The sequence below is a fragment of the Pseudomonas sp. S2_F03 genome (genome assembly GCF_054668335.1).
Genome location: NZ_CP162759.1, coordinates 4,049,639 through 4,074,871, shown reverse-complemented (window position 1 = coordinate 4,074,871; position 25,233 = coordinate 4,049,639). Strand labels below are relative to the sequence as shown.

General features: G+C 56.5%; 20 protein-coding genes and 3 pseudogenes. 8 read left to right on the top strand and 15 right to left on the bottom strand.

Translation table 11 applies throughout. The features are described 5' to 3' along the window. Positions 1–28 precede the first annotated feature (28 nt). Together AB4N76_RS19025 and AB4N76_RS19020 are read right to left on the bottom strand one after the other, a co-directional pair. On the bottom strand, positions 29–436 hold the full coding sequence (locus tag AB4N76_RS19025) for an HPF/RaiA family ribosome-associated protein (protein WP_046026758.1): 408 nt from the start codon (positions 434–436) through the stop codon (positions 29–31). Positions 437–650: 214 nt separating this feature from the next. Continuing rightward, positions 651–1,598 carry a LysR substrate-binding domain-containing protein gene (locus AB4N76_RS19020; RefSeq protein ID WP_046026759.1) on the bottom strand — a complete coding sequence of 316 codons (948 nt, stop codon included), beginning with the start codon at positions 1,596–1,598 and terminating at the stop codon, positions 651–653. 135 nt (positions 1,599–1,733) lie between these two features. On the opposite strand from AB4N76_RS19020, the gene AB4N76_RS19015 reads away from it, so the two are divergent. After that, entirely contained in the window at positions 1,734–3,110 is a 1,377-nt protein-coding gene (locus tag AB4N76_RS19015) for an L-serine ammonia-lyase (RefSeq protein ID WP_046026760.1), read from the top strand. A gap of 417 nt (positions 3,111–3,527) precedes the next feature. After that, positions 3,528–3,845, top strand: a complete 318-nt coding sequence (locus AB4N76_RS19010) for a DUF3509 domain-containing protein (protein ID WP_046026761.1) — start codon at positions 3,528–3,530, stop codon at positions 3,843–3,845. Here the strand turns inward: AB4N76_RS19010 and AB4N76_RS19005 are convergent. Next, positions 3,842–4,342, bottom strand: a complete 501-nt coding sequence (locus AB4N76_RS19005) for a phosphate-starvation-inducible protein PsiE (RefSeq protein WP_046026762.1) — start codon at positions 4,340–4,342, stop codon at positions 3,842–3,844. The genes AB4N76_RS19010 and AB4N76_RS19005 overlap by 4 nt on opposite strands. A gap of 368 nt (positions 4,343–4,710) precedes the next feature. Between AB4N76_RS19005 and AB4N76_RS19000 the strand changes: the two are divergent. After that, positions 4,711–4,965 (top strand): annotated as a pseudogene (locus AB4N76_RS19000) (YebG family protein); the annotation flags it as partial. Between the two features lie 169 nt (positions 4,966–5,134). Here AB4N76_RS19000 and AB4N76_RS18995 read toward each other — a convergent pair. After that, positions 5,135–6,154 carry a Glu/Leu/Phe/Val dehydrogenase family protein gene (locus AB4N76_RS18995; RefSeq protein ID WP_046026764.1) on the bottom strand — a complete coding sequence of 340 codons (1,020 nt, stop codon included), beginning with the start codon at positions 6,152–6,154 and terminating at the stop codon, positions 5,135–5,137. A gap of 183 nt (positions 6,155–6,337) precedes the next feature. Between AB4N76_RS18995 and AB4N76_RS18990 the strand changes: the two genes are divergently transcribed. After that, positions 6,338–7,141: a SirB1 family protein gene (locus tag AB4N76_RS18990; protein WP_109786089.1), complete on the top strand. Its 804-nt coding sequence runs from the start codon at positions 6,338–6,340 to the stop codon at positions 7,139–7,141. A 36-nt stretch (positions 7,142–7,177) separates the two neighbouring features. Here AB4N76_RS18990 and maiA read toward each other — a convergent pair whose 3' ends face one another. Genes maiA through hmgA form a run of 3 tightly spaced genes read right to left on the bottom strand, consistent with a single transcriptional unit; the run spans position 7,178 to position 10,438 of the window. After that, entirely contained in the window at positions 7,178–7,813 is a 636-nt protein-coding gene (gene maiA, locus AB4N76_RS18985) for a maleylacetoacetate isomerase (RefSeq protein ID WP_460163389.1), read from the bottom strand. Positions 7,814–7,825: 12 nt separating this feature from the next. Beyond that, positions 7,826–9,130: a fumarylacetoacetase gene (gene fahA / locus AB4N76_RS18980; protein ID WP_109786091.1), complete on the bottom strand. Its 1,305-nt coding sequence runs from the start codon at positions 9,128–9,130 to the stop codon at positions 7,826–7,828. 3 nt (positions 9,131–9,133) lie between these two features. After that, entirely contained in the window at positions 9,134–10,438 is a 1,305-nt protein-coding gene (gene hmgA / locus AB4N76_RS18975; protein WP_460163388.1) for a homogentisate 1,2-dioxygenase, read from the bottom strand. A gap of 164 nt (positions 10,439–10,602) precedes the next feature. Between hmgA and AB4N76_RS18970 the strand changes: the two genes are divergently transcribed. Continuing rightward, positions 10,603–11,394 (top strand): IclR family transcriptional regulator, encoded by a 792-nt coding sequence (locus AB4N76_RS18970; protein ID WP_460163387.1) that lies wholly within the window; start codon positions 10,603–10,605, stop codon positions 11,392–11,394. A 46-nt stretch (positions 11,395–11,440) separates the two neighbouring features. On the opposite strand, the gene AB4N76_RS18965 is transcribed toward AB4N76_RS18970, so the two are convergent. From AB4N76_RS18965 to AB4N76_RS18935, 7 genes and pseudogenes are all read right to left on the bottom strand, one after another. Further along, on the bottom strand, positions 11,441–12,352 hold the full coding sequence (locus AB4N76_RS18965) for a hypothetical protein (protein WP_460163386.1): 912 nt from the start codon (positions 12,350–12,352) through the stop codon (positions 11,441–11,443). Between the two features lie 115 nt (positions 12,353–12,467). After that, positions 12,468–13,052, bottom strand: a complete 585-nt coding sequence (locus tag AB4N76_RS18960; protein WP_460163385.1) for a hypothetical protein — start codon at positions 13,050–13,052, stop codon at positions 12,468–12,470. Positions 13,053–13,086: 34 nt separating this feature from the next. Further along, positions 13,087–13,647, bottom strand: a complete 561-nt coding sequence (locus AB4N76_RS18955; protein ID WP_460163384.1) for a hypothetical protein — start codon at positions 13,645–13,647, stop codon at positions 13,087–13,089. 102 nt (positions 13,648–13,749) lie between these two features. Beyond that, positions 13,750–14,865 (bottom strand): hypothetical protein, encoded by a 1,116-nt coding sequence (locus tag AB4N76_RS18950; protein ID WP_460163383.1) that lies wholly within the window; start codon positions 14,863–14,865, stop codon positions 13,750–13,752. Positions 14,866–15,025: 160 nt separating this feature from the next. Then, positions 15,026–17,557, bottom strand: coding sequence for a LuxR C-terminal-related transcriptional regulator (locus AB4N76_RS18945; RefSeq protein ID WP_460163382.1), 2,532 nt, complete (start codon positions 17,555–17,557; stop codon positions 15,026–15,028). Between the two features lie 140 nt (positions 17,558–17,697). Next, positions 17,698–19,064 (bottom strand): annotated as a pseudogene (locus AB4N76_RS18940) (DUF1329 domain-containing protein). A 24-nt stretch (positions 19,065–19,088) separates the two neighbouring features. Further along, positions 19,089–20,880: pseudogene (locus tag AB4N76_RS18935) on the bottom strand (DUF1302 domain-containing protein). Between the two features lie 695 nt (positions 20,881–21,575). Between AB4N76_RS18935 and AB4N76_RS18930 the strand changes: the two are divergent. From AB4N76_RS18930 to AB4N76_RS18920, 3 genes are all read left to right on the top strand, one after another. Further along, positions 21,576–22,934: a hypothetical protein gene (locus AB4N76_RS18930; protein WP_460163381.1), complete on the top strand. Its 1,359-nt coding sequence runs from the start codon at positions 21,576–21,578 to the stop codon at positions 22,932–22,934. Between the two features lie 68 nt (positions 22,935–23,002). After that, complete coding sequence (locus AB4N76_RS18925; RefSeq protein ID WP_460163380.1) at positions 23,003–23,659, top strand: S-type pyocin domain-containing protein; 657 nt, start codon at positions 23,003–23,005, stop codon at positions 23,657–23,659. Positions 23,660–23,918: 259 nt separating this feature from the next. Next, positions 23,919–24,179, top strand: coding sequence for an immunity protein (locus AB4N76_RS18920; protein ID WP_258667765.1), 261 nt, complete (start codon positions 23,919–23,921; stop codon positions 24,177–24,179). Between the two features lie 43 nt (positions 24,180–24,222). Here the strand turns inward: AB4N76_RS18920 and AB4N76_RS18915 are convergent, their stop codons facing one another. Then, positions 24,223–25,134 (bottom strand): SDR family oxidoreductase, encoded by a 912-nt coding sequence (locus AB4N76_RS18915; RefSeq protein ID WP_460163379.1) that lies wholly within the window; start codon positions 25,132–25,134, stop codon positions 24,223–24,225. Between the last annotated feature and the right edge of the window lie 99 nt (positions 25,135–25,233).

The window sequence follows — 25,233 nt, the reverse complement described above, 5'->3', positions numbered from 1 at the left end:
TTTGGGGAGGGTAAAAGTGAATCAGGCTTCAGCCGTTTTGCGCTGCCTGTTCGTTCTCGAGAAATTCGTCTTCCAGCAGCGCATCGGCTGCGTTTCTCTCGAACGGCACCACCACGGCACGTGGTTTGCCTCGCAGTTTGCCGAACAGGTGCTCTAGCGCGTGTTCGAGTTTTTCGGCTGCACCGTCGATCGCCAGTTCCAGATTGGCGGCTTTATGGGTGACAGAAATCGGTTGGTGGCCTTTTGGCCTCGCTTCCAGTTGGCAGCGTATGTCGTGCGGTCCGGGCTTCTCGCCGTTTTCGTCCCGCAGGTGAACCTCGACGCGGGTCAGGTCCTCTTCATATCGTTCGAGCGTGCTCTCAATGGTCGTACGTACCCACTCCTCCAGTCGTTTACTGCCTTGAATATGGTTATCGCTATTGACTTGGATTTGCATAGTTCTTCCCTTATTTCAGCTAGCTCGCGAGAGGCCGGTCAGCTAAGCCCTTGGGCGTCATCACCGTGACCTCTTAACTACACAATCGGTCTGTACGCTGAACAATTCAACCCCTTAAAAAAGATAAATATCTAATCGCAAAAAAAGCCGGACAACGGCCAAAAGCGCTGCTAAGGTCGGGAGTTGGGTCGCCTCACTTCTTTGTCACAATTACTCACATCTGCTGCTCCGCCAGCGGGTGCACACTTCGAAATATTCCCGCCTCCTCCACCAGCCAGTCATGCACCGCCCGCACGCCTGGATGGCTCAATGCGCCCGGCGCATACAGCAGCATATAGCGCTTGTGATTGGGCACCGTCAGCCCGAACGGCACGATCAATGTCCCTCGCTCCAGCTCATCGTTGAGCAGCGTACGCCGCGCAATCGCCACGCCCATCCCGGCGATGGCGGCTTCGATGGTCAGGTGATTGCGATTGAAGGTGTGCCCGCGCCGCACGTCCGCGCCCTCGAAGCCGATGGCATTGAGGTAGAACTCCCATTCCGCGTATTCGTAGCTGCCGCGCCAGGCGGTGATGTCGTGCAGCAACGGGAAATGCATCAGGTCCGCCGGGCCATGCAGCGGTGGCCGCCCTCGCAACAGGCTGGGGGCACAGACCGGAAAGATCTGTTCGTCGAGCAAGGCTGTGGATAACAGGCCGGGGTAGCTGCCATCGTTCAGGTCGATGGCCAGATCGAAATCCCCCTCGTGCAGCGGCACGCTGCTGTCCTCGGCCACCAGGCGCAATTGAATGTCCGGAAAGCGCTGCTGCAAACGTGGCAGGCGCGGGGTCAGCCATTTACTCAGGAACGACGGAATCGAGCGTAACCGCAAAGTGCCGCTGATCATTCCGGCGTCCAGACGGCGTAATTCGGCATCGATGCTGCCGTACGCCTCGTTGACCGTAATGGCCAGGCGCTGGCCTTCTGCGCTCAGTTCCACACCGCGAGCGCGACGATGAAACAGGCGAAAACCCAAGCGCTCTTCCAGTTGCCGAATTTGCTGACTGACCGCCCCCGGCGTGATGTGCAGTTCTTCGGCGCAACGGGTGAACGACAAGTGCCGCGCGGCACAGGAAAACACGTGCAGCCAGACGTAGGTCTGGGCATGCAATTGACGACTCATCGTTTAGTCCTGCTAAAGGCTGTCTTAGGAAGTTTCGTTGGTCACGATGGACCGAGGGAGTCAGTATCGCCGACATTGCGCTTGTCCTACAAAAATGGCAGCGATTTCTCCTCCATTACTTGTATAGGCTTTAGCATGGCTATCAGTGTTTTCGATCTCTTCAAAGTTGGCATCGGTCCTTCCAGCTCCCATACCGTCGGCCCGATGCGCGCCGCCGCGACCTTCGCCCAGACACTGATTGACCACGGTTTGCTGGACGCCGTGCGCCGGGTAGAAATCCGCCTGTATGGTTCGCTGTCCGCCACCGGCGTCGGCCACGCCACCGACCGGGCCTGCGTTATGGGCTTGATGGGTGAATGGCCGGACAGCATTGATCCGGGCAGCATCGACAGCCGAATCAACACGTTGCTCGAAACCGGTGAACTCGCGCTGGCCGGCAAAAGAACCATCGCCTTCAACTGGCAGCGCGATCTCTTGTTGCTCGATGAGAGCCTGCCCTATCACCCCAACGCCATGTCCCTGACAGCCTTCGGCGAAACCGGCGAATTGTCGGAGCAAACGTATTACTCCGTTGGCGGCGGTTTTATCATCGAAGCGGCGCAAGCCGAGTCCGGCATCGCCCCTGCCAGCGATGTGGTGCTGCCGTATGATTTTTCCAGCGCCGCCGAACTGCTCAGACTCTGCAACCAGCACGGCTTGCGTGTGTCCGAATTGATGATGGCCAACGAATTGGCCTGGCGCAGCGAAGCCGAGATCCGCCAGGGTCTGCTGCACATCTGGTCGGTGATGCGTGAGTGCGTCGAGCAAGGTTTACGTCACGAAGGCATCCTGCCAGGTGGCCTGAATGTGCCACGTCGTGCCGCGAAACTGCACCGCAGTCTGTTGGAAATCGGCAAACCGAATGTCATCACGTCCACCCTGTCGGCCATGGAGTGGGTCAACCTGTTTGCCCTCGCCGTAAACGAAGAAAACGCCGCAGGCGGGCGCATGGTCACGGCACCGACCAACGGCGCGGCGGGGATTATTCCAGCTGTGCTTCATTACTACATGAAGTTCAACCCGGACGCGTCGGACGATGACGTAGTCGCGTTCTTTCTGGGCGCGGCGGCGGTCGGGATTCTGTGCAAGAAAAACGCCTCGATCTCCGGCGCTGAAGTCGGTTGCCAGGGCGAAGTCGGTTCCGCCTGCGCGATGGCCGCTGCCGGCCTGGCCGACGTGCTCGGTGCCACCCCGGAGCAACTGGAAAACGCCGCCGAAATCGGCCTGGAACACAACCTTGGCCTGACCTGCGACCCGGTCGGCGGCCTGGTGCAAGTGCCGTGCATCGAGCGCAATGCGATTGCCGCCGTGAAAGCGATCAACGCCACACAAATGGCCCTGCGCGGCGACGGTAAACACTTCATTTCCCTGGACCGGGTCATCCGCACCATGCGCGATACCGGCGCCGACATGCATGACAAGTACAAAGAGACTTCACGGGGCGGCCTGGCGGTGAGCTGGGTAGAGTGCTGATTGCACTGTCTGCGGTCATCGCTTCATTTATGCCCTGAAACGGGCAGGCGCAATAGCACTTCGTAGCAGCTGGCGCAGCCTGCGTTCGGCTGCGCAGCAGTCGTGAAATAAGACGATGCGGTATTTCAGCAAGACCGCACACTCAGGTTTTACGACTGCTTCGCAGCCGAACGCAGGCTGCGCCAGCTGCTACAGAGAACGGTGTGGTTTAGTGAGCTTGGATGAGCCAGGACGTCCGTCGCTTTTTTGCCGAGATAGTTGTTCGACAACTTTGTGCGGCATGCCCCTTGCTACGTCACCGATGAGGCAAATGGACTTTTGAAACCTCAGCGAGCGATCTGCCGATGGTCTGGTGGTGCGAACCAACCCGGACATGGCCGGTCAACAACTGCACGTTCAATCAAGCGGTGACGCATCATGGACAACCCCTTTCAGGTCATTACCGATGCCTTTGCACCGGATTACCAGATCAACCTGAGCATTCAGGGTCTGGACGGCAGCATCATGCTGACCCTTTCCAACGCGGGCCGCGTGGTCGCCAAACGCATGATCAGCGCCGACCAGCGCAATGACCCCAAACGCCTCAAACGCCTCGTGCAAAGCATCCAGTTCGGCATTGCCATCGAACAGGGCCACAGTGCCATGGCCATCCTCGAAGCCATGACCGACGGCGACGATCACACGCTGCCGCCGCCCTACATCAATGGCCAGCCCCGACACGCGGTCCGGCTCTAAAGCTCGCCCTTTTCCACTTCCGGATGCTCACCGGACCCCACACCGATCTTGCGTTGCGGGTGTTCGATTTTCACCGAAGGAAACTGCGACGAAGCGTAACGCACCACCAGGATCGAAAACGCCAGCAGCAAAATCCCGCCGCACAGGTAGATGATCCCCAGGTCCGGCGGGTTGTGGTGCGAGACGTTGGAAATCAGCAAGCGCGTCAGCGCGGTGATCGCCACGTAGATCAGGAAACGCACCGGCATGTGGTTGGTCTTGAAATAAATGCCGACCATCGCACCCAGTTCCAGGTAGATGAACAGCAGCAAGATGTCATCGATCTTGATGTGCCCTGCTTCGATCATCCCCATAAACTCCATCACCGCGGCATACGCGGTCACGGCACCGATGGCGAACAGCGCCAGGTAATGGAAGGTTTCGACGAACAGGTTGCCCAGGGATTCGGCCAGTTGGTGCACGTTCTGCCGCAGGTTTTCGGCCCAGTTGATTTTCACGATGATGCTTCCTTAGCTCGGTTCGAGCGGATGATGCGCGATTGACGTGACGGTTGTTCTGCATGCAGAAAAAAGGCCAGCCGCTCTCGGTGAGAAGATGATGAGTTGTTGCTGGACACTTTTGTGGTGAATTCACTGACGCCATCGCGAGCAAGCTCGCTCCCACAGGGGATCTGTGGTGTTCACAAAACCACTGTGGGAGCGAGCTTGCTCGCGATTGGGGACAACACGGTTCACCTGACAAACGCCAATTTCGGTCTACATTAAAAAGCCACTACCCAAAGCGCAGGGATTCGCTTATCCTTTTCGCTGTATATAAATACAGTGGTCGAAACAGACAACTATTGTGAAGGCATGTGAGGTGGTGAATGGCCGTCGAAGTGGTATACCGCAGCAGCCGAGATCTGGAGCGCTTGTTCATGGATAAAGCCGAAGCTGACCGTCATGACAAAATGCTCGAACTGGCTGAATTGCTGGCTGAAGTGTTGCAAAAAGCCGTTCCGTCCCTGACCGAGCAGCAAGTGGAAGAAGCCGGGATCTACATGGCAAAGAATCGCGATGTATTTGCCAAGGCGTTCAAGAGCCAGCCGGATGCCTTGTCCGAGCTGCTGAATGCGCCGGCTGAAGTCATTGAAACGGCCGAAGCTGTCGAAGTGGCTGTTGACGCGCCTGACGCTGCGCCGACCAAGCCAGCCAAAGCGGCCAAGGCACCGAAGTAAGACACGCCCGAATTGAATAGGCCCTGAGTCGAATGACTCAGGGCCTTTTTCATGTCTTGGGCAATAGCAGAATTCAGCGGTACAACACTTTCTCCGCCAGTTCGTCCGCCACCCTCGCAGGCGAGCGTTTTTCCGCCTGGGCATGGGCGAAGACTTCGGTCAGTCGCGAGGCGATTTTCGACAGGTGCGCGGTGATGGTCGTCAGCTCTTCGCCACGGTGCTTGAGCGAAACGTAGATCAGCCCGCCCGAATTGATCACGTAGTCCGGCGCATACAGGATGCCGCGTCGCTCCAGTTGATCGGCGACTTCCAGGTGCGTCAGTTGATTGTTGGCAGAGCCGGCCACCGCCGAGCAGCGCAGTTGTGTCACGGAGTGGCTGTTGAGCACGCCGCCCAGGCCACACGGCGCGAGGATGTCACACGGCGTGCTGAGCAGTGCGTCGTTGGCAATCGGGTGCGCGCCCAATTGTTCCATCGCCAGTTGCACCTTGCCGTGATCGATATCGCTGACCAGCAGTTCAGCGCCTGCCGCATGCAGTTGTTCAGCGAGCGCGTAACCGACATTGCCCAACCCTTGGATGGCCACACGCAGGCCCTCCAGATTATCGCTGCCCAGACGGGCCATCGCGGTCGCTCGAATGCCGGTGAACACGCCCATGGCGGCATGCGGTGCAGGGTCGCCCGCTGACGTAGTGCTGGTGACGTGTTGGGTTTGCTGGGCGATGCAATCCATGTCGGCGACTGAAGTGCCACTGTCGATAGCCGTGATATAGCGGCCGTCGAGCTGGTCGATGCAGCGCCCGAAAGCTTCGAACAATGCACCGCGATTTTCCACATGGGCCGGGCGAACAATCACCGCCACGCCGCCGCCCTGGGCCAGACCGGCCAGCGCAGCTTTGTAACTCATGCCTTGTGCCAGGCGTATGGCATCCTCGACCGCCGATTCGTCGCTGGGGTAGGCAAGGTAACGACAGCCGCCCAGGGCAGGTCCCAGCCGGCTGTTATGAATGGCAATCACCGCCTTCAACCCGGTGACCGGGTCGACGCTCAGATGCAGCGATTCAAGGCGAGTGCTTTGCATGAGAGCGAACATCGTGGGGCTCCCGAATCACTTCTTGTAGTCGCCAGTATAGGCTTGCGCCCAAAAATTGCAGAAGCGCACCGGAATAAGCGGCGCTACTTTGCAGGCTTTCGGACATAACCTGAAACCGCATGTGTGCAGCACTGGACGAATGCCGGAGACGGGGCTAAAACGAGGCATCCGCCGGAGATTTTGATGACGCCCCGACAATGCTTCTTCGATTGCCTGCAACGTTCACCGCCCGCGCTGTTCGAGGCAGGGCTGTGGATGGCGGTCGAGCACGATGCCAGGCTGGCCCCCGAGGCAGTGCTGGCCGACCTCAACGACCTGACACAGCAGGTCAGCCAGGGTTTGCCGATGTTGCCGGTCGCCGAACTGGCCCAGCCGTTGTTGCGGCGGATGAATGACCTGGGGTTCGCCCAGGACGACTTCACTCCGTTACGCCCTCAAGTCGCCTTGCTCAACAGAGTGCTGGAGCTGCGACGTGGCCAGCCGTTGTCCCTTGGGCTGATTGCATTGGAGTTGGCCAAACGACTGGAAATCCCGCTGGTGGGCGTCAACTTCCCCGGGCACTTCCTGTTGCGGGTTCCCGGTGCCGATCATCTGCTCGACCCTTGTGGCGGGCGCCGGTTATACCCCAACGACTGCCGTGAACTGCTGCATCGACAGTACGGCCCGAACATGAAACTCAGCGCTGACCATTTACTGACGGCTGACCCGGTGCAGATGATGCAGCGCCTGTCGCGAAACCTGCGTCAGCTGCACCTGTCCCACGATGACTACATCGGTGCCCTGATCGACGCCGAACGCGTACTGGAACTGGGCAACGCCAACGCCGCCGACTACCTGGCCAGGGCCAGCCTCTATCAACGGCTGGACTGTCCGAATGCCGAGCGATTTGATCTGGAGCATGCGCTGTTGCTCAGCGACGACCCGATCCAGCGGATTCGCCTGACGGAACGGCTGGGGCATTTGCCGCCCAACTCGATCGTCCATTGATTAATCGCCGGCTCCTACAGGGGTCAACATGAGGCTTTATGGGGTATCAGGCTGGTTGGCCGGGTGGGCCTTGATGAACGCTGGATGGGTGGCTGCCAGTGCCGCTACTCGGCGAATACGTGGATACGCTTCGAGGGAAATATTGAATCGCTCGGCCGCGTACAGCTGCGGAATCAGGTAGACATCCGCCAATCCCGGTTCATCGCCAAAGCAATACCCTTCATCACCGATCAACCGTTCCACCGTCGCCAGCCCCTGGCTGATCCAGTGCCCGATCCACTCCACCACTTGCGGCTCGTCATGACCCAATTGGCGCAGCTTGTTGAGCACGCTGACGTTATGCAATGGATGCACGTCGCAACCAATCACCGCCGCCACACCGCGCTCATGGGCGCGGGCGGCAAGGTCTTTGGACAGCAGCGGCACCTGTGGATAACGTTCTTCCAGGTACTCGATGATCGCTGGCGACTGAATCAACAGATCGCCTTCGTCCGTGCGCAGAGCCGGCACCCGACCCTGCGGGTTGATGCCCAGGTAAGGCGGCTGCCGATGTTCGCCACCTTGCGGTGCAATCAGGTTGATCGGCAGCGCCTGGTAGTCCAGGCCCTTGAGCGCCAATGCGATTCGCACCCGAAAAGACGAGGTCGAACGGTAGTAGGTATAGAGTTCCATGACCCGATCCTCTTAGCGCGCCGACAGCACTTTGCCGCGGCATTCGCCGAAACCGATAGAGGCAAAACCTTCACGGCTGCAACGGGCACGCAGGATGATTTCGTCGCCGTCTTCCAGGAATTTACGCACCTCGCCCGACGCCAGTTCGATCGGCTTTTTACCGCCCTCGGTGATTTCCAGCAGGCTGCCGAACTGACCGCTTTCGGGACCGGACAAGGTGCCCGAGCCGAACAGGTCACCGGCCTGCAACTGGCAACCATTGACGCTGTGGTGCGCGACCATTTGCGCCACGGTCCAGTACATGTGTTGGGTGTTGCTGAGCGTCAGGCGATGGGCCGGCAACTTCTGCTCGCGCAGGCCTTCGGTGAGCAGTAGCACTTCGAGTTCGATGTCGAAACCGCCAGCGGCTTGATCGCGCTTGTCGAACAGGTACGGCAGCGGCTGCGGATCGCCTTCAGGGCGCGCAGCTTGCGGGCGACGGAACGGCTCCAGCGCTTCGGCCGTCACCACCCACGGTGAAATGCTGGTGATAAAGCTTTTCGACAGGAACGGCCCCAACGGCTGGTATTCCCACGCTTGAATGTCACGCGCCGACCAATCGTTGAGCAAGCAGAAACCGGCGATGTGATCAGCGGCATCACCGATGGCGATCGAGTCGCCCATCTCGTTGCCTTGGCCAATCCAGATGCCCAGTTCCAGTTCATAGTCCAGACGCGCGCACGGACCAAATGTCGGCTCGGTCTGACCGGCCGGCAAGGTCTGGCCTTTCGGACGGCGAACGTCGGTACCGGACGGACGAATGGTCGAAGCGCGGCCGTGATAACCGATGGGGACGTACTTGTAGTTCGGCAGCAGCGGGTTATCGGGGCGGAACAGTTTGCCGACGTTTTGCGCGTGCTCGATACCGACGTAGAAGTCGGTGTAATCGTTGATTTTAGCTGGCAGGTGCATCTCGCAATTCGCCGCCAAGGGCAGCAGTTTTGCGCCTTGGGCCTCGATTTTTCCGTGCAGGGTGCTGCCTTCGGTGAACAGTTCCAGCAGACGTTGGCGCAAGGCAACGCGAGCGTCGCGACCCAGTTCGAAAAACGCATTCAGTTGACCGCCACGGGTCGCTTCGACGGCCGCTTTCGCAGCACCATCGAACAGCCCGGCCTCCAGCGCCGCCTCCAGATCAAAAATATGCTCGCCGATCGCCACACCGCTGCGCGGGGCTGAACCGTTCACGCTGAACACACCCAACGGCAGGTTTTGCAGCGGGAAATCGGTGTGGCCGTTGGCGGAGGCAACCCAGCTACGAGTGATGGAAGTCTGAGTCATGGGTTATCTCCGGGTCGGGTCGAAAGTGGCAGGCAGCGTGGCCCAGCAGGCATCGTAGTTTGTTTGCAGTTGCGGGCAATCCAGGGCGAAACGGCTCGGGCGCAATACCTGGCTGGTCTCGAACATGAAGGCCATGGTGTTGTCGATTTTCGCTGGCGCCAGTTCCGCATTGATCGCCTTGGTGCAGGTTTCACCGTCGGGACCGTGTGCACTCATGCAGCTGTGCAAGGACGCACCGCCGGGCACAAAGCCTTCGGCCTTGGCATCGTATTCGCCTTTGATCAGCCCCATGAACTCGTTCATCAGATTGCGGTGGAACCACGGTGGACGGAAGGTTTTCTCGGCGACCATCCAGCGTGGCGGGAAGATCACGAAGTCCAGGTTGGCCAGGCCATGCACACTGGTTGGCGACGTCAGGACGGTGAAAATCGAAGGGTCCGGGTGATCGAAACTGACCGTGCCGATGGTATTGAAACGGCGCAGGTCATATTTGTATGGCACGTTATTGCCATGCCAGGCGACCACGTTCAGCGGCGAATGATCCAGCTCGCAGCCCCACAATTGACCAAGGAACTTCTGCACCAGCGTGGTCGGTTGCTTGAAATTTTCGTAATGCGCAACCGGCGTCAGGAAGTCCCGCGGGTTGGCCAGGCCATTGCTGCCGATCGGCCCCAGGTCCGGCAGACGCAACGGCGCACCGTGGTTCTCGGCGATGTAACCGCGCGCTTGCGGGTCGAGCAGTTCGACGCGAAATTTCAGCCCGCGTGGCAATACGGCGATTTCCAGTGGTTCCAGATCCAGCACGCCGAGCTCGGTAGCAATTCGCAAGCGCCCCTGCTCCGGCACCAGCAGCAGTTCGCCGTCAGCGTTGAAGAAAACGCGCTCCATGGAGCGGTTCGCGCGGTAGCTAAGGATGCTGATCCCGGCCGGTTTTTCCGCGCCCGAGTTGGCGGCCATGCTCACCAGCCCATCGATGAAATCGGTCGGCTCGGCGGGGATGTCCAACGGGTTCCAGCGCAGGCGGTTGGGCGTCACTTCACCCAATGGGCCGCCGGCCAGTTGCCGATCCAGTTTGACGAACGCCGGGTGATTGGCCGATGGCTGAATGCGGTACATCCATGTGCGCCGCGCTTCACTGCGAGCCATGGTAAACGCGGTGCCGGAGAACAATTCAGTGTAGAGGCCATAGGGGGCTTTTTGCGGGGAATTCTGGCCGACGGGCAGTGCGCCGGGCAACGCTTCACTGCTGAACTCGTTGCCGAAGCCTGACTGGTAAGCCAGCGCTGGCGCGGTTGAATCAGGGTTCATGGAACCTCCTGAACAGGGAGTAGGCAGTGGCCTGTCACTCTGTTGCAGAGGTTCGGCACGCCTGGGTTATTTTTATCGTAATTTGATTACGCATAACGTAATTTGATTGGTATTGACCGTCAAGCTATAAAGACGCCCATTCGTCCCGGGATCAGACCGCCTCCATGGAAACGCCGCGCAACAACGACAAGCAGAAAGTCCGCTCGGCCGAGGTCGGCACCGACATCCTCAAGGCCTTGGCACAGTTGTCGCCATCGACCTCGCTGTCGCGCCTGGCCGAACACGTGCAGATGCCGGCGAGCAAGGTCCATCGCTATCTGCAGGCGCTGATCGCCAGCGGCTTTGCCGAGCAGAACACCGCCACCAACCACTACGGCCTCGGGCGTGAAGCCTTGCGCGTCGGTCTTGCCGCACTCAACAGTATGGATGTGCTGAAAGTCGCTGCCCTGCCGTTGGCCGAACTGCGCGATGAACTGAACGAAACCTGCTTTTTGGCGGTGTGGGGCAATCAGGGTGCGACCGTGGTTCACATCGAACCGGCGGTGCGCGCGGTGACGGTGGTGACGCAGTTGGGTTCGGTGTTGCCATTGCTCAGTTCATCCACCGGTTTGGTGTTCGGCGCGTTTCTGCCAAAGCGTGAAACCGTCGACTTGCGCGAGCAGGAACTGCAAACCGCCAACGTTCATACGCTGGCGGACGATCAGGCCTACACGGCATTGTGCGAACAGATCCGCGAGCGCGGTCTGCATCATGTGCACGGGTTGCTGATGCCCGGTGTCGATGCGTTGTCAGCGCCGGTATTCAATGCCGTCGGGAATGTTGCAGCCGTCATGACCATTGTCGGCCCGACGTCGTTGTTCCACGCAGACGAAAACGGCCCGGCGGCGCAGCGATTGCTGGCGGCGACGCGGGCCGTGAGTTGGCGGATGGGGTATGGGACATCCCGTTCTATTTGATCTCTGTCGACCTCAGTATCCAGCCTGCACAGAGTAAAGAGAAAAATTAATGCACTGTGGTTTTGCTGGTATTGACGTCTTGTTCACCCAGCACGTCTTGAACGATTTCGAGCAGTCTTTCATGACCGAGTTTCTGCCCCGTGGCCTTAGATACCATGCTCACAACGGTTTTTGCATCACCAAACAACTGGATCAAACTCTTCTGGGCATTCGTGACCACTTTTGCACCCCGAGTTGCCTGCCCCAGGCTCACCAGTCCGATCAATGCGTCCTTGAAGTATTTAAACGAGGCATCGTAATCGCCATAGTAATGTGCCTTTACGCCATCGTAGAAATTTTTACCCAGCTCTACAATCGTCACCAACACACCGACAGGAGGAATAACTAAACTAATAACAGTGGCAGCCAACATCACATTATCATAAATCAGGCCCGCAATAATCTCATTAAGACTGGTGGTTTGTTCATCGACATCATCAATGACCCGATTCACTTTAATTTCATGTGAAGCTCGCAGATCCCTGACCCTGGACATGTACGAAGGCACAGGCGCCGCAACTGTGTCAGCACGACTCTGAAGCAGATCAAAATAGTCGTTGACCACCTTTTTATCCGCGACTTTTATTCGATTGATGTAATAACTCCTGAACGGACCAAAACGAAGTCTGACAGCGGAAGCAAAATGACCGATGGGGCGAAACGCCGCACCATCCGGTGCATCCGGAGTATAAAGAAAATCTTCAAGTCCTTTAGCAGTCTTAATCCTGAATATATAAACACCCGCCACCTCACGAGTTTTTAAAATATTAAATCTATAGACACTTTCCTCATTGACTACAGGATTCTCATACAATTGTCCTTGCGGAACTTTCAGATCAAGAATAAGTTTTTCAACACTTCTAAACTGATCACCGTCCAATCCAGCATCAAAGAACTGAGTCAGTAAGGCCTGATGCATCTCTACAGTGCACACGTTTGAAGTTTACTTCTCGTCTGAAGGTGTAGGATGAATGACGCTCAGCCAGATAATCAGATTTCAGAAAGTCAATATATTTTCTCCCGAGCGAAGTGTTTTAGACCACGAGGCAATATCTCGTATATCGAGCTTGTCGAGGGGGGTGGACAGCTCTCCAATAAAATTTAGGATACTGCCCTGGAACGGGTTGAGGACTATTATTAGGCTCAAAGCTACGCCCCTCGACAATCAGTTCCGTCAGACTCATCTGCTCATCCGAGCTTATTTGCACATAAACCATATCGGGATCGACATTGACGTAACTCCCGCGAGAACGAAGTACCGCCTCTACCCTTTCTTTAATAAGTTCCCGGGAATATTCCTCAAAGGAAGGAAACGCCGTTTCGCGGGACTCTACAGTGTAAAGCGCTTTGAGCTCTGTATTTAGACGAGCATGTTGCTGACGCAACAGTCGCGGCACATTTCGGTAATAGGCCGGAGCTGCCTGATTGATTTTCGCTAACGACCAATCATAATTCAGCCCCACAAAACGGGTCAGTGGTATTCGCGTCTCTCTATTTAAAACCATGGACTTGAGGTTACTCAGAATCGGTTTTATAACGTGCTGACGCAGCCTTTCCCCCACACTTGGAACATCATTGGCATTCATAAGCGAAGCCGCATAACCAGAATCGCTATTCATCCATTCCCCAAGTTTTTCCTTAAAGGCATTAAACTCAGCAAAACAGAAGGACCTCATATTCCCCTTTTGGGGTTTTCAAGAAGACCAGTTGTGTACCAAACGATTTTTGCGCCCCCCAGAACAGCATGACATCATTCAAACAATGGGACGCTCCGTCGAAGTACACGCCATTAATCTCAACCGCCAATTCACCTTGCAATCCACGCTCAACCAACCGGACATCGTTATCGTTGATCTTTCCGGTGTATCGAGCTATCCACAGTGCGAGTTCCAATTTACTCGACAATCGATTGAGACAGGCATCGTGATAGGCCTGTGACGGATAAAAGGGCGCCGCCTCCACAAAATCACGTCGTACATCGACAGTCTGCAACCAGTATTCAAGCTTTTCGGGAGTCAAGCCAGGAATTGCCTGAGCGCCCTCGAAACGCATCTGGACCCTGTGTCCACCATCGTGCAATCCGAAAATAATCTGTTCTGTCAGGGTCCTTGCGTCCTCCTGAACGATCGTCCGACCACCGATTTTGAGCTCATACCGGCTATGAACTTTTATCGTATCGGGGTTGATTTCAACGCCGAACGCACTGCGGGCCAATCTTTAACCTTTCTGCGAGCATACAAGGTCAGGGAAAAGTGCTCATCGGACTTAACTTGAAACTCGGCGTCGTAATTATCCGCCGATTCTTCAAGTTCCTCATCACCGCAGCTGAACGTTCTTGTCCGACGCTTTTAACCAGTCCGGCCAACCGGCACGATTGACTGCCGCCTTCAACACCTCGAATTGAGCTGTCCAGTTTGATTTCACCGCGTCCAGTCGCTGAGTCGCTTCCAACTCAACGAGCAAATTCGGGCTATGGCTATCACCAAAGTTTAAAAGCCTCGAAAAATCATCGCGCTGTTGCTTTAGACGACTATCGACACAAAATTCGAATATATCCTCTTGCACATTCTTATAGGACACACTGGTTTTCGAGACAGACCATCGCGAACACAATGCCGCATGCATATCATTACTCGTGACGAAAAATTCGAAACCGCTTTCTGGCGTGTACACCACACAAGTGTGCCAGTCGTCATCCAGAGAAAGTTCTGAAGGTGTCAGCCCGTTCATATTGACTACAAAGCTGGAAGGAAACGTCGCCGGAATTTTGTTTGGTACTTCTAATACGATGCGGTATAAAGCAGTACCCTTCCCCGACAGCAGGAGTTCCGAAACCCGTCGCCCTTGGGAAGAGTCCAACACTCCTCCAATAGTACTCAGCGACAGTTGGGCCATCAACGCATGCGCCTGCAATTGCTTCAAGACATCTTTGTTCGTCGAAGCCGGATTATCAATCACTCCGGCATTGGTCAGCCAGTATCGATCAACGCTTGCGCGATGCTCCGACCTGAGATCACTTATTGTTTTTACCAGAATGCGTTCGACCGATTGAATACTGAGGCCTTGAACAGCGTATGCATTATTTGTAGTGTTCGGTCGTGTGTATACACCATCCACCCCAAAAATATAGTTAGGAGATATATTCTTTTCCAAACACTCGAAAAAAACATCCAGCAAAGTACCTGATGGACGAGTTTTCTGCTCAGCTGTGTAAGCACCTCTGGTAATAAAAATATTTTCAGCATTCAGCGCCACATTATACTCATGCACTTTCAGCGCTAACCGGTCACGGGTCATTTCCTTAAATGAAGGAACATCACCCAGAAACGCCAAAAGTTGCTCCCCCACCTGCCGAACCTTCGCCAACTCAGTGGAAGCCTGCACGGTTCCTTGCGGAGCATCGAGCATCAAACTGTTATAACTTGCACTCATCTTAGTTATCCTTGATAGAGAAAGACCAGAAGCAACTTCATGTCACTTCACCTGCAGAGGCCCAACCCTAATAACTTTTCACCGCGCTGAAAACACCAAATCCATTTCAAGTAATTTAGTCATCAAACAATAATATTAAAACAACCACAACCCCCCACATTTAACACAACCTTAATAACTTCGCCTTTGCCACTGCTTGCGTTCTCCGGGCAACACCCAACTTCCCATGAATTCGGCGCGCATGAGTCTTAACCGTATGTAAGGAGATATAAAGCTGCTCAGCTATTTGCTGATTGGAATTCCCTTGAGCAATTAACGCGAGCACTTCCAACTCGCGTCGGCTGAGCGGGCCTGCGTCCACGACAGACGGCAAATCGCTTACTTCACGTTCAAAATCCGGTTGTCGCAATTTCAATTCACGCAACGCTTGGTGGAGACCATGACGCTTAACCAATTGCTGACCGCACTGTAAAGCACGCTCAGCAAGGGAACTATCCCCCATCAACCAAGCGACTTGCCCCAGTGCCAACTGCAGTTCTGCCTCCAGGCTTAACATGCCTCTCTGTTGCGCCTGATCTATCAATCCAAACAGTTGAATTTGCGGCTGGTTTGCTTGGTGCAAACAGGTTTGCGCTAAAATCAGCAGGTATTCAATGCGTGGTATGAGATCAAGGGTGGCGGGTGACGCCTGTCGCGCCTGAGGCCCACGATAATGACGCAAGACCCGCGTCAAGGCCTCAACCGCTAATTCGGGACGGCCCTGCTGGAGCCAGATTTGACTGCTGATTTGCAACAGCACACCGCGGTAAACAGTGTCGGGAATCTGCCGCTGTTGCATCAAGCGTTCGGCGTCGCGCAGATGGACAAACGCCTGGGCATAGTCGCTCTGATTGGCCGCCACCTGAGCCAAACCGAGGAACCCATAAAGCACCCGTTTGTCGTGACTGCGCAGACAGATCTGCATCCCGGCTTCGAAATATTCGGCGGCCTGTGCATCCAGGCCCTGAGACAAGTTCAAGCGCCCACGGCGCAAGGCAATTCGCCCAAGCAAGGGCCCGGCGATCTGCTGCTGTTGAGTGAGTAGGCCATGTACATTCGCGAGCAAACTTTCGGCACGTTGAGGAGCGCCACGTTGCTCCAGTAATTGCGCGTGATCGAGTTCAAGCAGACCTTCGAACACCAGCGAGCCTTGTGCTCGTGCCAGGCACAACGCATCGCGGTTTATCGCCTGCGCCAAATCAAGTTCGCCCCTGAGCAGGGCTTGTTGCGTCAAACCCGACAGGCACATCAAACGTACGGGCCAGAGGTCAGCACCGAGCACGCTTAGCGCGTCGAGAAAATGCGCGCGTGAACCCTCCATGCGCCCTTGCAAATGCAGTAGCCAGCCTTGCTGGGCCTGCCAGCGCGCAATCAATTGCCGCTGAAGGAGCGCCGACGGTTGAGGGGTGAATCGAGACAGATGTTCGATGCATTCGGCCGCTTGCTCGAATCGACCCGCAAACAGCAAGGCTGCGGTGATCAACCCGACCAATTGCGGCGAGCCGAGCGTCAGTTCGTCGCCGTGCTGCTCATGCAAACGCAGCAACAGGACCACTGTCTGCTCCTCGAATAGATGCTCGAAACTGAAGTGCTGCAGCAGGCTGACCGCGACTTCGAATTCTTCGGCCAGCAAGGCCTGCTCGAAGGCGGCTTTCCAGTCCTGTTCAGCCGTGAACCATTGGCAGGCACGTCGATGCCAGGAACGACCGGCCGGCCATTGCTCATTGCGTATCGTGTGAGTGAGCGGAGCGAAAATTTGCAGCCAGTCTGCCGAGTCCTGCCAAGGCTCGATAAAGCAGCCCAGTTCCTGCAACACCTTCAGGTACGCGCAGCCTTCACCGGCCCCAAACAGGTGATCGCAAAGGCTTGCATTGAAACGTGGCAAATGCGCCAGGACCCGCCAGACCTCCGCCAATTCCGGGGTCAGCACAGCGAACAACTCGTGCTCCAGGTAATCAAGCAACGTGTCCGTTTGCCCTTGAAGTGTGTTGTTGCGCGACCAATCACATTTTTGCAGCAGCGCAATCCGTACGCCCGCACACCAGCCGCCACTGCGCTGGATGATTTTACTGGCGGCGTTGTTGGCGTCTGCCTGCGGCAGATGGCGCAACAGTGCGGCGATCTCGGTTTGATTGAAGGCCAGCGTCGAGTGCTCACATTCATACAATTCGTCATCGAGCAGCAACCGCGGCCAGTTGCATTGCGGGCGCCGACGAGCGCCCATCCACCAGGTCAACATCGGGCTGCTGACCGCCAGCATGCGATCCAGCAACAAGTCCAGTTCGGGGTTCGGGACGCGGCAATAGTCGTCGAGAAACAGCCAGGTCGGCGTCTGCAATCGCGCCAGTTGCCCCAGCAATTCAGTTTCGCCTGACGAGGCCAGCCCCAGCGTCTCGGCCAGACGTTGTCGAAAATCAGCGGTGCTCATTGCCACGCCAGACAACGGCAACCAACACACACGACACTGCGGCGGTGCCTGCAACAGGCATTCGGCGAGCAGTGCGGTCTTGCCACTGCCCGCTGGTGCGCAGAGCAATTTCACCCGCGCCGTGGAGGCCAGCAGCGGCTCGGTCAAACGCTCACGCGACAGATGATGGGAGGACAGTCTGGGCAAAAATCCAGAACGGTCCAGACACGGAGTCATGGCGGTCATTGCGGCGTGCCTTTTTATAATTGTCCGCCAACCCTAGACCTGTCCAAGCCGCTTGTTGAGAAGTATTCAGCACGCTGATTGGCGCCCATAAAAAAGGCGACCAAGCGGTCGCCTTTTGTCCTGCGAAGGTATCAGCTCCGTTACCGAACCCCTTCGGCACGCAACGCCGAGGGAGTGAAGTCGTTAACCTTGGCTTCAAAGGCAAACTCAAAACTGTGTTTCTCTTCGTTCTTCATGCCCAGTGCAATGTACCGGCCGGCAATGATGTCGTAGAGCGCTTCCAGCGTGTAGGCCTGGGCCTGGTGATCGTAGTAATACTGAGCGTGACCCTCCGCCACTCGCCACAGTTGCCCGCGACCGTCGTAGTGATCCACCAGCGCCACTTGCCAGCTGTCTTCGTCGATGTACATGTGGCGCTTGGCGTAGATGTGGCGCTCGCTCGGCTTGACCGTGCCGATCACTTCCCAGACGCGGTGCAGTTCATATCGGGTCAGGTCCTGGTTAATGTGGCCGGCCTTGACGATGTCGTCGTACTTGAGGCTCGGCGAATCCAGTTTGTAGCTGTTGTAAGGGATGTACATCTCCTTCTTGCCGACCAGTTTCCAGTCGTAGCGATCGGGTGCGCCGGAGAACATGTCGTAGTTGTCGGAGGTACGCAGACCATCAGCAGCGGTGCCCGGGCCGTCATAGGCCACTTGCGGGGCACGACGCACACGGCGCTGGCCGGCGTTGTAGATCCACGCCAGACGCGGCTCTTTCACCTGATCGAGGGTTTCGTGCACCAACAGTACGTTACCGGCCAGACGTGCCGGTGCGGTCACCGACTGTTTGAAGAAAGTCAGCACGTTGGCGGCTTTGTCCGCGTCCATGTCCTTCATCAGTTGCGGGACGGCGATTTCTTCTTCGAAGCGGATCGGCGTGTAGCTGCCGTTGGTTTGCGGGGTCACCTGGGTGATGATGCGTTTGAGGTTGCCGCCGTGGTAACGGGTGATGTGGTTCCACAACACTTCGACGCCATTCTTGGGAATCGGGAATGCGTAGTAACGGTTGCCGGTGAAACCCGCCAACCCGTTACCGTCATTGATGGTGCTCACGCTCAGTGCACTGCGCTTGGCTGACTCGTAGATCTCTGGCGGCACGGCCACAGTGCGGTGGGTCGGGTAGACCGGAATCTTGTAGGTTTCCGGGTAGCGTTTGAACATCGCCACCTGGCCTTCCGACAACTTGTCCTTGTACTTGTCGACCGTCGCGGGGGTGATTACAAACAGGGGTTTTCGTTGCCGAACGGGTCAGCCAGAAAACCTTTGCTGTCCACCGCACCGGCGTTTTTCGGGATGCCGCCGGTCCAGGCCGGAATAGAGCCGTCAGCGTTGCCGGCCTTCTCGGCGCCCAGCGGCGTGAGGCTGGTGCCCAGTTTGTTGGCTTCTTCCGGCGACACCGCCGCCATTACGTTGACTGCCAGCAAGCTCAGGGCCAGGGCGCCACATTGCAGAATCATCTTGCGCATTGAAATCATCCTTTCTCAGCCAGATCAGAAGTTCACGCCGAAGCTCAGCGCCACGAAGTCGCGGTCTTCGAGGACGTTGAAGTCACCACCAAAAAAGTCGGTGTAGCTCAGGCTCGCGGTATAGGTGTTGCGGTAGTCGGCATCGACACCGACGCTGACCGCCTTGGCGCCTTCGTTGAACAGCCCGTTGGGGCCGTAGCCGGCGACATCGTGCGACCAGGACAGGTTGGGTTTGAGGTTGATCCCGGCGAACACGTCGGCGTAATCAAGGATTGCCCGCGCGCGGTAGCCCCAGGAGGTCGAAGTGACAAACCCGTCAGTTTCGCCACCAAAACCGTATTGCCCGTAGACCGAATCACGGCCGTAACGCAAGTGACTGCGTCCCTCCAGGCCACCGACATGAACCACCGCCGCTTCGCCGACCACGGTGAGCCGCTGAGCCCCCAGTACCTGATCGAAGAACTGCGTCAGCGAGCTCTGGATTTGCGTGACTTCCTTGCGACGGTAGCCTTTGTTGTCGGCACCGGGCGTCGAGACGATCGGCGATGCCAGACCACCGGCAATCGGGTTGAGCATCGCCAGTGTCAGGTCGTTGGTGTTGACCTGTACGGGCGCGTTCGGGCGATAGCTGATCTCGCCACTCCACGCGGTACCGGTGGACAACGTGGTGGAGAAACTCGCGCCATAAAGACGAATGTCCTCCGGATAATCGAGGTAATACTGACCGCGTCCCAGCATCACACTTTGCGCCAGCCCCGAGCCGCTGCCAGGTGCCAGCCGGTTGGCGGCGGCGACCATGCCCGGCAGGCTGGCCAGTGTCGATGCGCCTGCGGTGACGGTGCCCACCGTCGGTGAGCGGCTGTGGTAGTTCATGAAATACAGGCCGTACTCGGTGTCATCACCGAGCCAGCGCAATGCCGTACCCCACTGCCCGGAATCCCGCGCATCGCGGTCGCCGCCACGGGGAACGACCACGCCTTCGCGAGTCACCAGAATCGGTTGGCCGAACGCAGCGGCCAGCGGTGCCAACGGGGCAATCGCGGGATTGCCGACGGTGTAATTGTTGTTGCAACCATCGGCCGCCACGTCGACAGCGAAGAACGTGCCGCAGTTGTCGAGAACGGTCTGGTCCCACTCCAGTTGGTAGAAACCTTCCACCGAGGCTGATCCGTCAGGCCTTGGGAAACGTACAACATGTTTACCGGGATCAGGCCTTCCTTGATCTCGGCGCCCGGACGACGAAACGCAGAGACGTCGATCGGGTTGATGCTGTTGATCGAGTTGCCGATGAAGGTACTTTCCCCCAGCTGACCACTTGCTTGCCGGCGCGCACGCTGCCTGGGCGGTCGACAATGTTGTAGTTGTGATAAACGAAGGCGTCGAGGATTTGCCCGCCGGAAGACTTGGCGCCTTCCTTGCGACCCTTGTTGCTGATCGGCTTGAAGTCGCGGTCTTCATCTTCCAGTTCGAAGTCGTACCAGTACTTGCCGCGAACGAACACACCGGTGTCGCCGTATTTCAGTTCGAGGTCGTGAATCCCTTTGAAGATTTTGGAAAAGGTTTCACCCTTGCTGAAGTTCAGCCGCCCGTCATCACCGGTCGATGACTGCCCGGTCCCGCCGTTCACGGTGCCGACCAAAGACTTGTCGGCATCGCGCATGCCCCAACTCGCGCCGATGGACAGCGAGGAGTCAAACGTCCCCTCGATCTCTCCAATGTTGAATGAAACAGCCTGCGCCTGGGCACAGCAACCCAAGGCCACCGCAGCGGCCAGCGCTTGCGGCGTGAAGATGGCGCGCATTGTTGTTTTTGTCATGCGTCTTCCCCGGTGAGTGACAGAAGGCCCCACCCTACTGCCGCAACCCGAGAGCGATAAGCGCACCAAAGAGGTATTCGGGATGTACCTCTAAAGGATGAATGACCCGCAGGGACGCGGGTTTGCGCGGGGTATGGATGGGCTGGATGGTGGGTTATCAGTCAGATGCATGCGACCTCGTAGCCGCCATGAAAATCCGGGACTGTTGCTGGGGCTGCAACACTGCATGTCGCGAATCGCTATTTTTCCTTTTAGGTCAGGGGCTTATTCTTTCCGGGCTTTCAGGGGCAACCCGCTGAAGCCGAATCCAGATGAATCGATGCTTATCGATTGATCGCCCTGTGTACACAGACGTTGTTTTGTAGCTCCTGATCCAACGTCTTATTTGGCCGCTGCGTTTGCAGCGGCCTTTTTTATGTCTGTTGAAAAGCCGATCGTCCTGTTCTACGAGAAACATCCGAAAACCACATGGGAAATTTCTTCTTGTACAGAAGTATTCCGACTCGCTTGCTTTAGCCTGCCGAAACTTCACTCAATCTCACACACACTTACTTACAGCCCAATCAGAATCATGCACCAAAGTTTTGCTGTAACTTAAAACAAGTCGACCGTAAGCCGACAAACAGAAATCAGTACAAACCGAATATTTTCACCACCCCATCAATCCCCCATTCAACAAGCACATTCAAAAGGATATGAATATGCAAAAACCCCCAACATGGGAGTTGACCGAAGCTGTTCACACGACTGCAATTGCCCCTTTACACATGCGCATCGTCCCTGCTACTTCATCAGTCATTCCCCACAGCGGCACGTTTGGCCCTCACAACCCCCAACATATTGTAATTGCGAACTCAGATAAAATAGAAACCACCAAAAAGTCGATTGAACAAGCACATCAAACCCGCGCTCATCAACTACCACAAACCATCGAACATGAACTCGCCACCACAAGACTGGAGTTCTCCAATCAACCTCTTTCTCCAGTAGACGCGATCATTCGTGAACTAGGTGTTCGTAACACTCTTCTGCATCGAAAGACCACTGACCTCCATCAAAAAACCAATCTCGCCAATCAGTTTTATGGCGGTGATCCGTTAGGCCGAAACTTGGTTGAGTTCTATCAAAAAGCAACTACCATGGAACAACGGGTCATGCCCAGCGGTATTGCAATGAACACCTGGGCGGCCTCATACGCTGCTGCATACGAGGCCAGGCTACTCGCGCAATCCATTCAGATACTGAACCAGCAACACGTGCAGGTACTTAATTGGCTGGCTGCAGTACAAGCTAATGACCAAACGCAAGCGGCGGCGGCAGAAGCCCAACGAGTAGCTGCCGAAAGCACCAGGATCGTAGCCGAACAGCAACGCCTGAAAGCAATAGCTGATGCAGCACGTCGGGAACAAGAACAAGTCTGGTTGCGCGAACAGGCTCGGCTTGCAGCACTGGCGGAAACCGAACAGTTAGCTATCGAGCAAGCTAGAAAGGCTGCCGATAAGGCGCGCGCCGCGCAACTTAAGGAGCAGGCCCAGGCTCAAGAAAATGCACGAATCGCAACATTGATAACAGCGTTGGCCGAGGCGCAAGCAAATGCACAAGCTGCCGCAGAGCATTTCGCAGCCGAACAGGCTCGTCTACAAGATGAAATGGAGCAACGAATCGAGCAGATACAAAAGCAACTAGAAACAGAAAGGCAGAGCCAGGAGATTCGCTGGAAAGTCATTGATACCGCTACTGCCGTGGCGCAACGGCAAGCTCAACTCGCAACATTGAAGATACAAGAGCAAAAGGAAAAGCAGGCACAGGAGCACCATCGGCAACAGGCGCTTCTGGAAGTGCAGACGGAGACCGAACAACAACAAAATGAGGACCCGGCGCCTACGCCAGAAGTCCATCATGTTTATCCTGCCTCAGGCGCGATTGCGGCATCCGGCCCGGCATTCTCGTTCGCCTCGACCATCATCCGTCTCACTCCTGTAACTTCTTTCGCGATTGTCACTGCGCTGCGCTCAGGAGTAACGGCTGTAACAGCCGCGGTGGCGCACTGCTAAGCCCGGTATTGGTCGGTTTCGCGGTTCTGCTGATGCCTTCGCGCCTAGGCAACGGGGAGCGCTTCACCATGAGTGTTCCACTTGCAGAGTTGACGTCGGAATCCTCACAGACGCTACGCGAAATTGCGGATCGACGGGGGACACTGGATTTACCCGTGGGGTTGGGCATCAGGTCACTCGGCTCAGGCACTGAAGTGTTCGTCGCCACAACCGACGACTTCCACATTCGCTCTGGCGTTCCGGTGCTGCACGCAAATTACGATTTGCTGAATGACGTCTACGAGACCGCACTGCCAGATTCGCCAACGGATTTCCTGACCTGGACACCCGTCATTACGCCGGGGAACAGTTCGACCGAGCAACCGATTGTTCAAACTGAGACTCCGGCATACTCCGGAGCTCCCATCGTACCCATTGAAGGGCGTCTGGATCTGAATCCGATCTTGGTGGAGGGCTGGGACAGGTTCATCATCGTGTTTCCCGACGACTCGGGGATAGCGCCGCTTTATGTCGTGTTTAGCAGTCCTTACGCGGGGGCGCATGTTAAGGGTAAATACAGCGGGCGATTTTTTAACCCAGAGCAGTCCGGAGGTCCAATACTCGATCTGGATTGGCGCACAGCGGTCATCACCCAATCCGGAATTGATGCAGTGAAATTACATATCGCACGTCTCGACCAGTCGGACGCCAATGACATAATGGTTCGACGTCTAGAAAAATCCTGAGTCAACACGGGAAAATCACTGACACGGATCTGCGCTACTACACTCATGAGATACGAGAACTAGATCGTTACAGGGCATTCGGATATAGCGACAGCGCATCCCCTTCCGACGAGTCTCAAATATGGAACAATGCACATACGGCTACTCTTGAGGACTACAAGCTAGGAAGCGAACTGTCACTTTTGTATAACGAAGAAGCAATTGCAGCAATGAATGAACAAGACCAAAGAGAGTACGAAAAAGACATGAGGAGTTTCGAATGATGAACACTATCGAACAAATCATCAAAAACGAATCGGTAGAAGATGTAGTTTCGTTTTTCGCACTTTTCAGATCTGCCCAAGACGTCGACAGAATGTATAGTCGCCACCGTCAGGAGATAGTTTTAAACGGCGAACTGGTAAACACTTACAACTCGCTTTTCAGCAATGGCGTACTGATTAGCGACAAAAATGGAAAAACCGTTAAGGGACCTAACTGGAAGACCCCAAAATTTATGACCGAAAATAAATACTCTTAACAAGCGATTCAGCCACCAAGCCTGAGCTTGGTGGCTCCACGAATTAAAGCGAATACTTCTGCAAATTCCCCATCATTTCCTTCAGCGCCTCAATATTGTCCTTCGGATGCGCCGCCCCTTCAAAATCACAAATCTGCTGCCAGTGCGCCGCCACATCTTCCGGCGAGAAACCCGCACGCGGATCAAACCCGGCGCCCAGGCTGCGCTCCCAGCGCACCTTGCCCATCCAGCCGCCACCGACTTCAAACAGCCCTGAGGTTTCCTGGCAGTTCTCGCTGGCCAGGTACACCACCAACGGGCTGACCAATTCCGGTTTGAGTTGCTCGAACACTTGTGGCGGGATCAGGCCTTCGGTCATCCGCGTGCCGCCGGTAGGCGCGATGGCGTTGACGAGGATGTTGTTCTTGCGACCTTCGATGGCGAGGGTTCGCGTCAGGCCGTACAGGCCGAGTTTGGCCATGCCGTAGTTGGACTGGCCGAAGTTGCCGTAGATGCCCGAGGTCGACGCAGTGAAGATCACGCGGCCATAGTTTTGCTCGCGCATGTGCGGCCAGGCGGCGCGGGTGACTTTGTAGGCGCCTTCGACGTGGACGCGGTAAACCAGGTCCCAGTCGGCGTCGTCCATTTTGTGGAAGGTCTTGTCGCGCAGGATCCCGGCATTGTTGACCACCACATCGATACGGCCAAAAACGTCGAGCGCGTGCTGGACGATTTTGTCGCCGTCGGTAACGGAGTCATGGTTGGCTTCGGCGGTGCCGCCCGCCTCGCGAATTTCGGCAACCACGCGGTCTGCCGCCGACGCATTGGCGCCTTCCCCTTGCGCCGAACCGCCGAGATCGTTGACCAGCACTTTGGCGCCCTGTTTGGCAAACAGCAGCGCGTGTGCCCGGCCCAAGCCGCCGCCAGCGCCGGTAACGATCACGACTTTATCTTCGAAGCGCACAGACTCATTCATTGGAAAACTCCAGCAGGCCAAGGGGACAATGAGTCCGAGTGTCAGGCACGGCGCTGCTGGTCACAATAAACAGGGGTGAGGCTGAATGGTGCTCGATAA

What these genes read in the sequence shown, in the direction of transcription:
- AB4N76_RS18915 (WP_460163379.1), bottom strand. Translation starts at nt 25,134, where the DNA reads ATGAATGAGTCTGTGCGCTTCGAAGATAAAGTCGTGATCGTTACCGGC.
- AB4N76_RS18990 (WP_109786089.1), top strand. Translation starts at nt 6,338, where the DNA reads ATGACGCCCCGACAATGCTTCTTCGATTGCCTGCAACGTTCACCGCCC.
- AB4N76_RS18945 (WP_460163382.1), bottom strand. Translation starts at nt 17,557, where the DNA reads ATGACCGCCATGACTCCGTGTCTGGACCGTTCTGGATTTTTGCCCAGA.
- AB4N76_RS19010 (WP_046026761.1), top strand. Translation starts at nt 3,528, where the DNA reads ATGGACAACCCCTTTCAGGTCATTACCGATGCCTTTGCACCGGATTAC.
- maiA (WP_460163389.1), bottom strand. Translation starts at nt 7,813, where the DNA reads ATGGAACTCTATACCTACTACCGTTCGACCTCGTCTTTTCGGGTGCGA.
- AB4N76_RS18930 (WP_460163381.1), top strand. Translation starts at nt 21,576, where the DNA reads ATGAATATGCAAAAACCCCCAACATGGGAGTTGACCGAAGCTGTTCAC.
- AB4N76_RS18950 (WP_460163383.1), bottom strand. Translation starts at nt 14,865, where the DNA reads ATGAGTGCAAGTTATAACAGTTTGATGCTCGATGCTCCGCAAGGAACC.
- AB4N76_RS18925 (WP_460163380.1), top strand. Translation starts at nt 23,003, where the DNA reads ATGAGTGTTCCACTTGCAGAGTTGACGTCGGAATCCTCACAGACGCTA.
- AB4N76_RS18970 (WP_460163387.1), top strand. Translation starts at nt 10,603, where the DNA reads ATGGAAACGCCGCGCAACAACGACAAGCAGAAAGTCCGCTCGGCCGAG.
- AB4N76_RS19020 (WP_046026759.1), bottom strand. Translation starts at nt 1,598, where the DNA reads ATGAGTCGTCAATTGCATGCCCAGACCTACGTCTGGCTGCACGTGTTT.
- AB4N76_RS18995 (WP_046026764.1), bottom strand. Translation starts at nt 6,154, where the DNA reads ATGTTCGCTCTCATGCAAAGCACTCGCCTTGAATCGCTGCATCTGAGC.
- AB4N76_RS18960 (WP_460163385.1), bottom strand. Translation starts at nt 13,052, where the DNA reads ATGAATAGCGATTCTGGTTATGCGGCTTCGCTTATGAATGCCAATGAT.
- AB4N76_RS18920 (WP_258667765.1), top strand. Translation starts at nt 23,919, where the DNA reads ATGATGAACACTATCGAACAAATCATCAAAAACGAATCGGTAGAAGAT.
- fahA (WP_109786091.1), bottom strand. Translation starts at nt 9,130, where the DNA reads ATGACTCAGACTTCCATCACTCGTAGCTGGGTTGCCTCCGCCAACGGC.
- hmgA (WP_460163388.1), bottom strand. Translation starts at nt 10,438, where the DNA reads ATGAACCCTGATTCAACCGCGCCAGCGCTGGCTTACCAGTCAGGCTTC.
- AB4N76_RS19015 (WP_046026760.1), top strand. Translation starts at nt 1,734, where the DNA reads ATGGCTATCAGTGTTTTCGATCTCTTCAAAGTTGGCATCGGTCCTTCC.
- AB4N76_RS19025 (WP_046026758.1), bottom strand. Translation starts at nt 436, where the DNA reads ATGCAAATCCAAGTCAATAGCGATAACCATATTCAAGGCAGTAAACGA.
- AB4N76_RS18965 (WP_460163386.1), bottom strand. Translation starts at nt 12,352, where the DNA reads ATGCATCAGGCCTTACTGACTCAGTTCTTTGATGCTGGATTGGACGGT.